Source organism: Nocardia sp. CNY236, assembly GCF_000482385.1.
Classification (GTDB): Bacteria; Actinomycetota; Actinomycetes; order Mycobacteriales; family Mycobacteriaceae; genus Nocardia.
Genome location: NZ_AXVD01000011.1, coordinates 164,492 through 179,238 on the forward strand (window position 1 = coordinate 164,492; position 14,747 = coordinate 179,238).

A 14,747-nucleotide genomic window follows, 5' to 3' on the forward strand; every position below is an offset into this window, starting at 1 on the left:
GCATGACTTCGCAAGCGTTGGGCGCCGATGCCGCCGATACGGCGGTTCCCACCGAGACCGCTGCACGCGCCGTCGAGGTGACGAAGATCTACGGAGCGGGTGATACCCAAGTCAGAGCTCTGGACGGGGTGTCGGTCGAGTTCGCGAAGGAAGAGTTCACCGCGATCATGGGTCCGTCCGGCTCGGGGAAGTCGACCTTGATGCACTGCCTGGCCGGGCTGGACAGTGCCAGCCTGGGTGCCGTCCATATCGGAGACACCGATCTGACGACTTTGTCCGACAAGCAGATGACGCGGCTACGCCGAGACCGGATCGGATTCGTGTTCCAGGCGTTCAACCTGGTGCCGACGCTCACTGCACTGGAGAACATCACGTTGCCCCTGGACATTGCCGGACGAAAGCCCGACCAGGACTGGTTGGACACCGTGATCGAGCGGCTCGGATTGACCGATCGGCTGACGCACCGCCCCAGCGAGCTGTCCGGTGGGCAGCAGCAGCGGGTGGCCTGCGCGCGGGCCCTGGCCGGCAAACCGGAGATCATCTTCGGCGACGAACCGACCGGCAACCTGGACTCCCGCGCCTCGGAAGAGGTGTTGTCGATCCTGCGCGCAGCAGTCGACGAGTTCGGCCAGACGGTTGTCATCGTCACCCATGAGCCGCATGCGGCCGGATTCGCCGACCGCGTGGTCTTCCTGGCCGACGGACGTATTGTGGACGAGCTGCGCGATCCGCGTGCCGATACGGTGCTCGATCGGATGAAGGCATTGGAGCAGGCGTGAACGCCCAGGTCCGGGAGAACGGGGGGCAGGGGTAGTGGCCGACAATCCGATCCGCACCGTCGCGCTGCGCAATCTCGCAGCCCACAAAGTCCGGCTCGCGCTGACCGTGCTGTCGGTGGTGCTCGGTACCGCCTTCATCGCGGGCTCGTTCGTGTTCACCGACACTTTGCAGCGCACGTTCGACGGTATCTTCGCCAACGAGGCCAAGGGCGTCGATGTGCGAGTGAGTCCCAAGGAGCTGCAAGCACAGGGCATTCCGAACGTCATCGTGGACGAGCTGGCCAAGTATCCGGGTGTCGGGACGGTGGCTCCCATGGTGAACGGCCCGGTCGTACTGCTGGATCCGAGCGGCAAGAAGGCGGTTCAAACCGGTGGTGCGCCGTCGTTCGGACGGTCGTATCTACCGCCGGAGCGCGCTGTCGCCGACACCGACGCGTTCGTTCGAGGAGCGCCCCCCGAGCGTCCGGGTGAGATCGGGCTCAGCGCCGCTGGGGCAGAGCGAGCCGGCCTGCAGATCGGCGACCGGACCAAGATCCTCATCCCGTCGCAACCCGAACCCGTCGATGTCACCCTCACCGGGATCTACGAGCAGCCCACGGACACCGGCGGGTTCATCGGTGTACTGTTCGACGATGCGCAGGCGCGCGAGTTGTTCACCGACGGACAACATGTCGCCTACGTGGACATCGCGGCCGCCGGTATCTCCGGCGACGCGTTGCGCGACGACCTGGCAGAGCAATTGCCCGCCTACAAGGTGCAGAATGGCGAGCAGGTTCGCGAGGACCTGAAGCGAGACGTCGCCACCGCGTTGAACTTCATCAACTATTTTCTCCTCGCTTTCGGCGCCATTGCACTGATCGTCGGCACGTTCATCATCTACAACACGTTTTCGATGATCGTTGCGCAGCGACTGCGCGAGTTGGCGCTGCTGCGCGCCGTCGGTGCGAGTCGCCAACAGATCGGCCGGTCGGTGGTCGGCGAAGCCCTCGTCATCGGGTTGATCGGCAGTGCCATCGGCCTCGCGGGTGGGGTGGGGCTGGCATTCGGACTGTCGGCGGTATTGAATGCCTTCGACTTGGGATTGCCGACCGGATCGTTGGCCGTCCAACCGCGCACGATCGTGGTGGGATTGCTGGTCGGTCTGGTGGTGACGACGGTGAGTGCCTACGCGCCGGCGCGCCGCGCTGCGCGGATTCCGCCGGTGCAGGCCATGCGGGAGGAGTTCGCCTCCGCTGGCGAGTCGCTGCGAGTGCGTACGCTCGTCGGGGCCGTGCTGGGTGTCATCGGTGTGGGGTTCGTCGTGTTCGGCGCACGACACACGGGCGGCTCGGCCGCGGCCACAGTCGGTGTCGGCGCGCTCGGGTTGATCTTCGCGGTGTTGCTTGCCGCGCCCGCGCTGTCGCAGCCGTTGGTCGCCGCACTCGGGGTGCTGGTGCGCCCGTTCGGATCGATCGGTCGCATGGCGGGCAACAATGCCGCGCGCAATCCTCGCCGTACCGCCGCGACTGCATTCGCACTTACGCTGGGGCTGATGCTGGTATCGGCGATCGGAATGCTCGGCACCTCGGCCAAGGCCAGCGTGGCGGTATTGGTGGACAAGGGCGTACGCGCCGACTACGTGTTGCGCGGGCCGCAATTGCTCGGCGTACCGTTCGGGGCCGCCGACGCGGTTCGCACCACGGTGCCCGGGGTTGCGGAAGCGATCGGTATCCGCGGCGCCGGTTTCAAGATCGGCAACGATCAACTGATCGCCAGCTCGCCGGACGGGGCCTTGGATGGCGTACTCAGCTACGAAATCATTCGTGGTGGAGACACTCTCGGTGACCGCGATGTTCTGTTGTCGGAGGACGAAGCCGACAAACGGGGATGGCAGGTCGGCGAGGAGGTGCGGCCGACCAGCGTGGACGGTAAGGAGATACCGCTCACGGTGACCGGCGTCTACAAGAACAATCCGCTGCTGGGGCCCATGGTGATCTCGCCCGTGGTCTACGAGGAAGTGGTGCCGTTCAATTTCCGCACCGACCTGCTCGTTCTGGTCAAGGCGACGTCGGATGCAGACGTCGCGCAGATGCGCGCCGATCTGGAAAAAGCCACCGAGCAGTTCGTCGTGGTCCAGGTGCAAGATCGCGAAGAATTCAAAGGCGCGCAGGGCCAGCAGATCAACATGCTGCTCGCCATCCTCTATGGCCTGCTGGCCTTGGCGGTGGTGATCGCGATTCTGGGCATTGTGAACACACTCGCGCTGTCGGTGGTGGAGCGTCGTCGGGAGATCGGGATGCTCCGAGCCGTGGGCATGCTCCGTGCCCAAGTACGCCAGGCGATCTACCTGGAGTCGATGCTGATCGCACTGTTCGGTGCGGTCGTCGGATTGGCGCTCGGTATCGGTCTCGGTGTCGGGTTCCTGCGGACGCTGCGCAATTTCGGAATCGATCAGATCGATATTCCTTGGACCCAATTGGTGCTGATGTTGTTCGGCTCGGGTGTCGTCGGAGTGCTGGCCGCACTGTGGCCGGCGGTCCGAGCGGCCCGTACACCTCCGCTCGCGGCATTGGCAGATCTCTGACCGGGGTTGGTGCACCGCGCCGATCGAGTGGCGCACCAACCGAGAGCGACCGGTGTACACGCCTGCGGTGATCACCCGAACGACACCCGGCCCCGCGTAGTATCCGCAACACTGTGCCATTCGACCGTGGAGAAGGAGCTGTTATGGATCCGTTCCGCATCGTGAACACGGTGGCGGCCTTGGCCGTCCAGGTATATTCCCTGTTCCAGAGCGTTATCGGTTTCTAGAACGGCCGGCGCGCCGGCTTGCCGGCGCGCTATTCATGGGCGGCGTGGGCGTTGGCCCAGGTCTGAATATCCCCACGGTCCAACGCCATCGCCAACAGGTCCGGGAACTTGTCCGGCGTGCAGGCGAAGGCCGGCACGCCCAGGGCGGACAGGGCTGCAGCATTGGCATGGTCGAAAGCGGGGGCGCCTTCGTCGGAGAGGGCCAGCAGCACCACGATCTGCACGCCGGAATCGCGCATCGCCCGGACGCGGCGCAACAGCTCGGCGCGAACACCACCCTCGTAGAGGTCGGAGATCACGAAGAACACGGTGTCGGTGGGCCGGGTGATCAAGGATTGACAGTAGGCCAGAGCGCGGTTGATATCGGTGCCGCCACCCAATTGGGTACCGAACAGCACGTCCACCGGGTCGTCGAGATCCTCGGTGAGGTCCACGACCTCGGTATCGAAGACCACCAGTGAGGTACGCAGCGACCGCATGGACGCCAGCACCGCGCCGAACACCGAGGCGTAGACCACGCTGGGAGCCATCGAACCGGACTGGTCGATCGCGAGCACGACATCGCGCTGTATCGTATGCGCTTTGCGGCCGTACCCGACCAGGCGTTCCGGAACGACGGTTCGGTGTTCGGGGAGGTAATTGGCGAGGTTCTTGCGAATAGTGCGGTCCCAGTCGATATCCCGCAATCGAGGCCGGGAGACGCGCGCTGCGCGATCGAGCGCGCCGGAAACCGCCGCTACGGTCTGTGAGGCTATGCGTTGTTCGATCTCGCGCACCACCTTCTCGACCACGAGGCGTGCGGTCGCTTTGGTGGTCTCCGGTATGACCCGGTTCAGGCTCAGCAGAGTGCCGACCATGTGGATATCGGGTGTCACTGCGTCCAAGAGCTCCGGCTCGAGCAGCAATTGGGCGATATCGAGTCGCTGCACGGCGTCGCGCTGCATGACCTCGACGACCGTTGTCGGAAAATAGCTGCGAATGTCGCCGAGCCAGCGGGCCACCCGTGGCGCCGAGCCTTGCAAACTTCCACCGCGCGGGCCGGATGGCGGCTCGTCGTCGACGTTGTACAGCGCTGACAACGCGTGATCCATTGCCGTGTCGGTGCTGACTTCCAGCGTGCCGAGTGGTGCGTCCGCTGCTGCGCCGAGCACCAGGCGCCACCGTCGCAGCCGCATTTCGTCGTTCATGTCCTCGCTCCCAAGATTTCCGCGGCGGTGCGAATGGCGATAGCGGCCCGGCGCTCGTCGATATCCACGAGGCCGGCCCCGGCAGTGGTCACGGACCCGCTGTCGCGCACAGCCTGTCCGATCGCACGGCGCTCACCCGATTCGAAGCCGCCGAATGTTCGGCGTAGTAATGGAAGCGTGTCGACGAACGAATTCTCGTCGAGTCTGCGAAGCCAGTCGTCGATGAATCCCAACAGAGCACGATCATGCACCAGGACCAATCCACGGCCGCCCAGAAACCCGTCGATCCATGCTGCTTTGGCCGCAGCAGGGTTGCCCACCGACAGGGCTGCCGCGAGCCTGCGCGCGGATTCCGCGTCGTCCATCCGACCCGAGTCGGCCAGCAAGCGGACCGCTCGCCCGACCAGGACGCCGTGCACGTCCTCACGGTCGACGATCCGACGCAGGGTCGCCAACCACTCGCGGGTCGCCCACTCGTCATCGCGGATGTGCACTGCGGTATGTGCCAGGTCGAGTTGGGGGCGCAGCTCGGTCGCCGCGTCGGTGTCCAGTCCGCTCACCGCGGCGGGCAGTCCCGCACAAATCCGGACCAACAGCCCGTCGGTGGTGCGGGCCAGCGCGGTTGTATCGGTGCCGCGTGCATCACCGTACTGCAGGGTTCGAACCAGGTCCGGCAGTGCGGCGAGCAGGTGTGTGACGTCGTGATCGAGTGCGGCGATGGAATCCAGCCGGCTGATCAACCCGTCGACGGCGCCACCGAGATCCGACAGCAGCGCTGTGCGCACCGCGCCGATCAACGCGACAACAGTGACGTCGGGTCCGCTCGTCGAGTCCAGAATCTTGGCCTCCGCGGCGGCGCGGAGGGTCGTGCCCCAGCGCGACGCCTCGATGATCGAGATCGCATAGTCGGGCTGCCATTGCAGGATCCAGGATTCCCGGAACGTATTGGTGGCGCGCGGATCGCCATTGCTGGTGGGCCGACCCCAGTCGATGCCCAGCACCCGCAGCCGGTGCAGCAGACGTGACCGCGCGACCGCGTTCTTCTTGCGCAGGTCCAAGTTCAGAGTGCGGGCCTGCGGTTCGAGCTTCAGGCGCAGCGACCGGATCGCTGCACGTAGGTCTGCCTCCAGCGCAACGGTCGGCGTCTGCTCCGGTACGGCGCCGAGCGCCTCACCGACAACGAGTTCACTCACCACCAGCTGCAGCATCGTCTCGTCTCCGCCGCAGAGCACGGATCGGGTCGCCTCGACGACTTCCGACAGACCGGCCAGGGGTCGCCCACGCAGTGTGGCGAGTGTGTCGGCAAGCCGCACGGATTCGATGATGTGCGCACTGGAGACGGGCAGGTCGCGTGCGCGTAGCACCGCGGCTACCCGGGTCAGCCACCGAGTGAGCGGTTGCTCGGTTTCGGTGAACAAATGGTGGTACCAGCCCGGTGAAGCGATGCCCGCACTGTAGCCGGAGGTTGTCGACAGTCGTGAATGTGTCCACGGGACCCAGGTGAGCACTGCTTTGGTTTTCGGCAGCCCGGCGAGCAGCCGAGCATCCGGCGCGGCGGGACCGAGCGTGCCCGCGAGCGCGGGCGCATGCCATGCGCCACACACCACCGCAAGGCGCGTGGCTCCGTTGGCGAGCGCGGCGCGCATGCATTGGCGCATATGCGCTTCCCGACGCACGGTGTGCGGATCGATCGAGACCGCAGGCCCCGAGTCATCGACGATTTCGACAGCTGTATGTTCAGCAGGTCCGGCGTGCTCGCGCAACGTGCCCATCGCTTCGGCGATCGCGTCGAAAACCCCGGCATCGGGGGCGGACTCGACCACCGCGTCCCACCAGCGTTCGGCATCGTCGTAGCCGCCCGCCTCGGCCAATGTCGCCAGCGGATCGAACCGGTCGTTCGGCTCGACCTCGGTGGCGAGGGAGATGGCCGCGGGCAGATCGCAGAACCGAACCGGCACGTCGTGGTCCGCGGCGTAGCGCAGCGCTTGCCATTCGGGGGAGAACACTGCATAGGGCCAGAATGCGGCGGTGGACGGGGCATGGGGAACATACGCCAGCAATGCCACCGGCGGAGTCATCCCTTCGGCGGCCACCAGACCCACCAGTGGGTCGGCATCGGCGGGTCCTTCGACGAGAATTGCATCGGGGCGAAATGCGTCCAGGGCCAGCTGCAGCGAGCGAGCCGACCCGGGACCGTGGTGCCGGATACCGAAAACCTTGGTCGTCGGATCGGGTGCTGCGCCAGAATTCACCCGGAGACCTCACGACAGGCCCGGTAGAAATCCGACCAGTCCGGCCGCTCGCGGACCACGGCTTCCAGATATTCCGCCCATACCACGGCGTCGGCCACTGGATCTTTGATCACCGAGCCGAGCACCGCGCCCGCAATGTCGGAGGCGCGCAGAACCCCGTCGCCGAAATGCGCCGACAATGCCATGCCGTTGGTGAGTACCGAGATCGCCTCGGCGGTCGATAGCGTTCCCGACGGTGACTTCAGCTTGGTCCGCCCGTCGGTTGTGCTGCCGGAACGCAGTTCCCGGAAGACCCGCACCACCCGCCGCACCTCGTCGGCAGCGGTCGCCACCGCCGGAAGTTCCAGGGCGGAACCCAGTTGCTCGACGCGTTGAACGACGATCGCGACTTCTTCGTCCTCACTGCCGGGCAGCGGGAGCACCACCGTATTGAATCTGCGGCGCAGTGCGGAGGACAGCTCGTTCACACCGCGATCGCGGTCGTTGGCGGTGGCGATGACGTTGAAGCCCTTGGCCGCCTGCACTTCCATCCCGAGTTCGGGCACCGGCAGAGTCTTCTCCGACAGGATGGTGATCAGCGCGTCCTGTACATCCGAGGGGATGCGAGTGAGTTCCTCGATTCGAGCGATGGCCCCCGTTCGCATGGCCGTCAATACCGGGGAGGGCACCAATGCTGCCTCGCTCGGACCGTCGGCCAGCAGCCGAGCATAGTTCCATCCGTACCGGATCGCCTCTTCGGCCGTGCCCGAGGTGCCTTGCACCAGCAGGGTCGATGCGCCGCTGATGGCTGCGGAAAGATGCTCCGATACCCAGGTTTTGGCGGTTCCCGGCACACCGAGCAGCAGCAGTGCCCGATCGGTGGCCAGGGTGGCCACGGCCACCTCCATCAGCCTGCGTGGGCCGATGTACTTCGGGGTGATCACGGTACCGTCGTCGAGGGTACCGCCGAGCAGATAGGTGACCACCGCCCAGGGCGACAGTCGCCACGACGGTGGGCGAGGCCGGTCGTCGGCGCCGGCGAGGGCGCGTAGTTCCTCGGCGTACTTCTGCTCCGCGTGCGGGCGCAGCACCGTAGGGCGCCGGTCGGTGGGGGTCATTGCAACTCCTCGAGCATTTTCGAGCGATAGATGAGATCGTTGGCCAGTTGGTCGAAGGCCGATTCCCAGTCGGGATCGTCGCATCGGCGCGCCGCCGCCGACAGTGTGCCCGCGGTGGCCACGGGAAGATGGGTTGCGGCCGTGGTCAACAGCGAGCGAGGCAGGTTCGCCCCGCTGCGCGCTGCCGACCGAGCCTGCTCTACCAGCAGCACGAGCACATGCTGGGCAAGGGGCTCCGGCCACGGATGCCCCATGGCCGGCAACAGCGCTTCGAGTTCGGAGATCCAGGTGCTGTCGAGGTGCAGGAGGTGCTCGACTCGTTCGGTCATCGGTAGTAGGGCGAACAACTCGCGCCTGCGCAGCAGGGCCACATCGGTGGGTACACCGGCTGCGAACAACACTCGTGCCCACTCTGGATCACGGTGCGCCAGAGCTGCATCCAGCCAGCCGTCGAAGACGGGCCCTCGGAACCGATCGGTGATCACGACTTTCGCTGCCGCAGCAGCTGTGCCGAGTGCCTGCGCCCAGTGCGTCAATGGTGTCGCCGCGACCAGTTGCCGAAGGTGTTTAGCGGTGACATCGGGTGCGCCGTCCCAGTTGTAGGCGAATTCGCGGCCGGTGATCCCGTCCCGCCGTGCCGCTGCGTCCACGGTAGCCGGTAGTGCGACTCCCATGTGGGTGTGTGGTGGCCGATGGTCGATGTGAAGCCATGCGTGCGCCCGCGCGCACATGCGTTGGGCGAATGCCGAATCGGGTAGCCGGGCCAACAGTCCGACCGCGGTTCGGCGGACGTCGGGGCGGCGGTCGTCCAGTGCTATTTCCAATAGCGGCTCGTCGGCGAGTGTCAGGCCGTCGGTCAGCACCGCGAGCAGTTCGGCCTTGGCGGGTCCGGATTCTTTCGGCCACGCCTCGGTCAGGCGTGTTCTGGCGGCCTCGGGATCGCGTCGGCGCAGTTCGCCCAGCCAGTTGCGTCGCTGGGGTGGGCGGCCGAATTGCCAGGTGTCCGTGCAGGGCTCGGCTTGCGTCGAGGACTGCCACACCGGATGCTGCGACGCCAGCCAGGCGCCTCGAACACCGGCCAAACGCAGGAGTGGCTCGCGCTGAGAAGTGTGGATCTCGGCATTGTCGAGCAGCAGGTCGCACAGGTCGTCCGGGGCCCGATAGTCGTGTACGGCGGCCGCGGCGAGCCATTCGTTCAAAAACCGCAAACCCGAATGATCGAAACCGAGCATCCCCGCAAGGCGCGTTGCAGCGGGGCGCGGAAGCCGTTGCCGAGGGTCGCTCGCCGCGGGCTCCGGAGTGCATGCAGGAACGGGTGTGATACCACCACGGAGGAACAGGTCGTCAAGCGCTACCGATTCGAGCAGTCGCAGTGCCGGATCGGTCGACAGCTGCGCCGCTGCCGCGGCGGCGATCGGGGCCATGGTGGCGAGGTCCGGTGCGCGCCGTGCGGTGCCCAGCAAAGCCACGGAGGTCAGCTCCCGGTTCCGTGCGCCGCTGGTGGGCGCGGGTGACCCCGCGCCGCGGGACGAGTCGTTTCGTGCCAGGTCGATCAATTCTCCTTCGGCGAAGACCGAGACCGGCGACAGGCCTTCGGCAGTCCATTCGCCGACCACGGTGACCGGGTGGCCGCCGGACACCGACAGCAGGGACCACGGTTGTTCGGTTGGCCGAATGGGCAACGCCTCGCCTCCGGGGTCGGTGACATACCAGCCCTGGTCGGTGCATGTCGGCACCACCTCGGCCAGCAGCACCGGCCAGGTGCGTAGCCATGGATCGGCGCCCAATGCGGCGGCATGCTCGGCGAGCGCTGTGGCGATGGTCGCGGGCCGGTTCGTCGCAGTGTGGATGGCGGTGAAGGTTTCGGCGGTGCCGTAGTGCGTTCCCCACAGCGCCCGCAGTGGCGCGGCGCTCGGGTAGAAGTGCAGCTGTGCATCGATCACGTGGCCCAGCGCCGCCGGTTGGGTCGGGAAGTCGGCGGACCCGAAGGAATGGTCGATGATGACCGCCCACCGACCACTGACACGCCCGTACAGTCCCGTTCGTCGGGTGTAGAGCCGCTCCTGCATGGTGATCTGCAGGCCGACGACCATCCAGTGGTCGCGGACCGCGGGTTCGGCGCGCACCGTTTCGACGGGGGTGGGGTAGCCGATATGGCTGTCGATACTGGCGCACAGTGCAGGCGCGGCTGCGTCGCGCTGCCGGTGTGCGGTGATCAGCAGGTGCATCCAGGCGTATTCACCCAGCACGATATCCGGCCAGTCGGGTCGCGTGGCGATCACGGTCGGAAGGCGGCGCAATGCCGAGGCCAGATTGGGAGCTTGCGCGTCGACCATTCGGGCGGCAATGGCATCGAACGCGGAAAAAGAATGATCGTTCTGTGCGAGTCCGGTCCGTACTTGGTCGGCGAGCCACTGATCGAGTTCGTCCAGCCCAGCGCCCACCCGAGCTCTGCGTTGCTGCGCGGTGGTCGCGCTCGGGGTTCGGACCCTGGGTACGACCGCCCGGGCTGCGCGAGCTGCGCGCTCGTCGATCCACGATGTGGCGTAATCCGCCGCCTCCGCGACCGAGGCGACCTCACCCTTGGACCAGCGCAGCAACAGTGACAGCGCGTGCTTGCACGGGATCTTGCGGCTCGGGCAGGAGCATCGGTAGGCGGGACCGGACAGATCGACAACAGTCTGATACACCGTCGCGCCGCTGCCGGCACACCGGCCCCACAGCGCGCTGTCGTGGTGTCCGCTGTCGCGCCAGCGGCCCGCCAGTTTGCCTGCTGCTACCAGCGATTTCGCATCTGGTGCCACCCTCTCGATCTGATCCTCGGTCCATGGTCTCATCGGGTGACTCCTGCGCGAATGTGTCGCATCGCCTTCCTTCGTTCTTCGGTCGAGCGCGCACAGTTGTATCGCAGCGCACCGACATGTTGTGCGGCCGGGGCACGTCGAGGTCGCCGGCTGCCGAACGTGAGAAGACCTGTCGCGACGATGTATTCGTCGCTCGGAAATCTTGCGTGGCTGCGGCTGCTCTGGCATTCTGTCCTGTTCGGCGCGACCGAGCCACCCATCCGGGTGCTGACACCATCGAGCTGCCCGTCGGGGTTGGTGCGAGGGGTGGACATCGATGAACGGGACAGGCATGTCGATGGCCACAACCTTCCCCACGGGCAGATTCGCAAGCCGTCCCCACAGGCAGATTCGCAAGCCGTCCCCAGGGTGGATGCACGCTGGCGCGGGTGGGCGATTCGAGCGTCATCCGGTAGCGTTTCGCTTCGATGAAGGCACCGTGCACCGGCAGCGGAACGCGTGCCGGCTCGATGGGGAGGGATTTCGCATGTGCTTGGATCCCCGCATGTGCTCGGATGCCGATACCGTCCGAGCCGGCATGGCGGGCGAGGCGCCTCGCCTGCCGACTATCGTGCACCGGCGTCTCGCGCAAGACACTGCGGTGACACCGTCGGTCGCCCGGGTCGTGCGCCGTGCCCTCGGTGACGTCGAATCCGACTCTACGGTAGAGCCGTTCGAACACTCCGGCATCTTTCTGCGCGCCATTCGCGTCTGCGGTTTTCGCGGCATCGGTCCGGAAGCCACGCTGCACTTACCGCCCGGGCCGGGCCTCACGCTGGTCGTCGGTCGCAACGGCAGCGGCAAGTCGAGTTTCGCCGAAGCTGCCGAATTCGCCATGACCGGCGGAAACCGCCGGTGGGATGGTCGGTCGGCCGCGTGGCGCGAAGGGTGGCGCAACCTGCACGACGGTGCGGGGGCCCGTATCGAGCTGGAGCTGCTCACTGGTGGGTCTGCGCCGGAGTTGACCATCGGTACACGGTGGGAGGCCGATGCGGACCTTCCCGAGGCGCGCTGGATTCAGCAGCGTGCGCTGGGTCCGCCAACGGAATTCGCCAAAGACAGATGGTCGACCGAACTCGAGCTCTACCGTCCCTTCCTGTCCTATAGCGAACTGGGTGCGTTGGTCGACGGTAAGCCGAGTGATCTGTTCGACGCACTGCACCAGTTGCTCGGGCTCGACGAGCTGACCTTGGCGCAGGAGCGGATCCGAGCACGGCGCTTGGAGCTCGAACGGGCCGTGCGGGATTCACGTCAGCAACGGCTGGATCTGTTGGAGGTGCTCGGGTCGGTGGCCGACGACCGTGCGGTGCGTGTGGCCGGCTTGTTGCGTCCGGCGCAGCCGGATCTGGCTGCGATCGGTCGTGAGCTGCGCGGGACGGTGGACGATCCGGTTCTGCCGGACAGCTTGCGGGCGATCGCTCGGCTGACGGTTCCTGCCGTGGCAGAGGTCGAGGAGGTCGCCGCCCGACTCGAAGTCTGCGGCGCGGCCATCGCCAAGAGGTCCACGACCGATGCCGAGGTCGATCTGCGGGTCCTGGAGCTGTTGCGTGGCGCTCGTGAGCACCGCGCGCTGACCGGAACCTGTCCGTGCCCGGTCTGCGGGCACGGTACGCTCGACCAGGCGTGGGCTCGTGAGACCGATTCCGTCCTTGCGCAACTCGCCGCCCGCCGTTCGGCGCTCACCACGGCGCGCGCGGAGCTCGAGAACGCGGTGCGTGCGGCGTTGGCGCTTCCGGATCCGGTTCCGGCAGTGTTGGAATTCGACCCACGCAACCCGCCATCGGTGGACACCGGTGCGGCGCGGCGTGCCTGGGCGGAGTGGGCTGCGCTGGCCGCCGCCGACTACGCGCCGGACCTGCCGGACAGGCTGCGCGGTGCACACGTCCGGTTGGTGGATCAACTCGAGCTCCTGCAACGGGGCATCCGCAAAGAACTCGATCGTCTGGACGAAGTGTGGACCCCGTTGGTCGCGCAGATCGCGCACTGGTTGTCCGGTGCGCGCGAGGTCGCCGCGCACGCAGCCGAACTGCGCACAGCAAAGAAGGCGGAAGAGTGGTTGAAGTCCGCAACCGCAGGTTTGCGCGGTGAGCGTATGTCTCCGTTGGAGACCACTGCGCAGTGGGTGTGGCGTACCTTGCGGCAGCAGAGCAATGTCGAGCTCGGCGCGATTCGCCTACAGGGCAACACGGGCACCGCGCGCCGGGTGCTGCTCGATGTGACCGTGGACGACGTGGACGGTGCCGCGTTGGGCGTGATGAGCCAAGGCGAGTTGCATGCCCTCGGGCTTTCGTTGTTCCTGCCGCGTGCCACGGTTGCGGAGAGCCCTTTTCGTTTCGTCATGATCGACGACCCGGTTCAGGCGATGGACCCGGCAAAGGTAGACGGACTGGCACACGTATTGGCCACGGTGGCCAGAGCCCGTCAAGTGGTGGTCTTCACGCACGACGAGCGGCTCGCGGAGGCGGCGCGACGAATGCACCTCGAGGTGACGGTGCTCGAGGTACAGCGTCGCGACCGCTCGGTGGTCGAGGTGCGAACGTCCAGCGACCCGATCCGACGCTATCTCGACGACGCCCGCGCGCTGGTACGCACGCCGCAGTTGCCGCCATCCATTGCCGACGAACTGGTGGCCACCTGCTGTCGTTCGGCGGTCGAGGCGGCCAGTCTGGCTCGGGCCCGGCGCACTCTCCTTGCTACAGGCATGAATCATGGTGAGGTGGAGCGCCACATCGACTCCGCGCACTCGACGAGGGCGAAGGTGGCATTGGCTGTGTTCGGTGTCGGCAGCAAGATCGACGATCTGAACAAGAACCTGATGGCACGGGAGGGGCGATGGGTGGTAGAGGCGTTGCGCGACACCACCGCGGCGGCGCATGTGCCGATCGGACGAAACATGCGCGAACTGATCCGAGCGACCGAGAAGTTCGTGGCGTGGTTGGCCCAGTGAAGCGCTGATGAGCGGGCGACGTCGGTCCTCCGGAGCACGGCGTGCGCGCACTGGGCGCGGCCGTTCTGCCCGGCACGGTGCGCGAGCCCCGCAGAACGGGGAGTCCGGACCCCGTGTGTCTCGTCCGTCGATGATCGAGCGCATGGACACTGTCGATCTACTGCTCGCTGGGTCGGTCACGGCCGCGGGCGGATTGTGGTCGCGGGCAACAGCATGGATCCTGCGGATCGCTGTGGAGCAAGCCGTCGACGACCTGTGGTTGGGTGTGGCGCCGGCGTTGGTTCGTTGCCCGATGCGGGCACAGCTCATCGCGCTGCGGGCATTCGCGGGACCGGATGTGGCAGCCGAGGTGGCGGTGCTGTGGACGGCGCTGTCGCGCGCGGCTCATCACCACGACTACGAACTCGCGCCGAGCGTCACCGATCTACGTCGCTGGCGGGAACAGACCATCGCCATCATTGCTCGGTTGGACGCAGTCGGTGGCTGCCGAGAGTGAGTCACCGCCGTGCGGCGCTGCCCGGATCGACCTGTTCGGCCGGCGCGCCACATCGGCCGGTAGCGTCGGCGAGCATGGCACGAGTCGTGATCGAGTACTGCACCCAATGCCGCTGGCTGCTGCGCGCGAGTTGGATGGCGCAAGAATTGCTCAGCACCTTCGACACCGAATTGGGTGAGGTTGCGCTCGTCCCGGGCTCGGGGGGCATTTTTCGAATCACCGTCGACGGTGAACAGATCTGGGAGCGCAAGGCCGACGGTGGGTTTCCCGACATCGCGACCCTCAAGCAGCGAGTGCGTGACCGGGTCGCGCCCAGTCGCGACCTCGGTCACCTGGACCGGCGCGACTGACGTCAC

The 14,747-nt window shown here is 66.5% G+C and carries 9 protein-coding genes; 5 read left to right on the forward strand and 4 right to left on the reverse strand.

Going from position 1 to position 14,747, the window contains the following annotated elements; translation table 11 throughout:
• Positions 1–2: 2 nt before the first annotated feature.
• Entirely contained in the window at positions 3–779 is a 777-nt protein-coding gene (locus K940_RS0109115) for an ABC transporter ATP-binding protein (RefSeq protein ID WP_051407024.1), read from the forward strand.
• Positions 780–813: 34 nt separating this feature from the next.
• A complete protein-coding gene (locus tag K940_RS0109120; protein ID WP_036528008.1) occupies positions 814–3,342 on the forward strand; it encodes an ABC transporter permease in 2,529 nt (842 codons plus the stop codon).
• A 256-nt stretch (positions 3,343–3,598) separates the two neighbouring features.
• Here the strand turns inward: K940_RS0109120 and K940_RS0109130 are convergent, their stop codons facing one another.
• From K940_RS0109130 to K940_RS0109145, 4 genes are read right to left on the reverse strand one after another with little or no spacing between them, the layout of a single operon-like run.
• Positions 3,599–4,756, reverse strand: coding sequence for a VWA domain-containing protein (locus tag K940_RS0109130; protein ID WP_028477276.1), 1,158 nt, complete (start codon positions 4,754–4,756; stop codon positions 3,599–3,601).
• The gene (locus K940_RS0109135; RefSeq protein WP_028477277.1) at positions 4,753–7,008 is read right to left on the reverse strand and encodes a DUF5682 family protein; all 2,256 of its coding nucleotides are present in this window, start codon (positions 7,006–7,008) and stop codon (positions 4,753–4,755) included. Before K940_RS0109135 ends, K940_RS0109130 begins: the two co-directional genes overlap by 4 nt.
• Positions 7,005–8,105, reverse strand: a complete 1,101-nt coding sequence (locus K940_RS0109140) for an AAA family ATPase (protein WP_028477278.1) — start codon at positions 8,103–8,105, stop codon at positions 7,005–7,007. Before K940_RS0109140 ends, K940_RS0109135 begins: the two co-directional genes overlap by 4 nt.
• Entirely contained in the window at positions 8,102–10,942 is a 2,841-nt protein-coding gene (locus K940_RS0109145) for an SWIM zinc finger family protein (protein ID WP_028477279.1), read from the reverse strand. Before K940_RS0109145 ends, K940_RS0109140 begins: the two co-directional genes overlap by 4 nt.
• Positions 10,943–11,435: 493 nt before the next feature.
• Between K940_RS0109145 and K940_RS0109155 the strand changes: the two genes are divergently transcribed.
• The 3 genes from K940_RS0109155 (at position 11,436) to K940_RS0109165 (ending at position 14,741) form a co-directional block, all read left to right on the forward strand.
• Positions 11,436–13,895 carry an AAA family ATPase gene (locus K940_RS0109155; RefSeq protein ID WP_231390295.1) on the forward strand — a complete coding sequence of 820 codons (2,460 nt, stop codon included), beginning with the start codon at positions 11,436–11,438 and terminating at the stop codon, positions 13,893–13,895.
• Positions 13,896–14,037: 142 nt separating this feature from the next.
• The gene (locus K940_RS27595; protein ID WP_231390296.1) at positions 14,038–14,391 is read left to right on the forward strand and encodes a hypothetical protein; all 354 of its coding nucleotides are present in this window, start codon (positions 14,038–14,040) and stop codon (positions 14,389–14,391) included.
• Positions 14,392–14,465: 74 nt separating this feature from the next.
• Complete coding sequence (locus K940_RS0109165; RefSeq protein WP_028477282.1) at positions 14,466–14,741, forward strand: SelT/SelW/SelH family protein; 276 nt, start codon at positions 14,466–14,468, stop codon at positions 14,739–14,741.
• Positions 14,742–14,747: the final 6 nt, after the last annotated feature.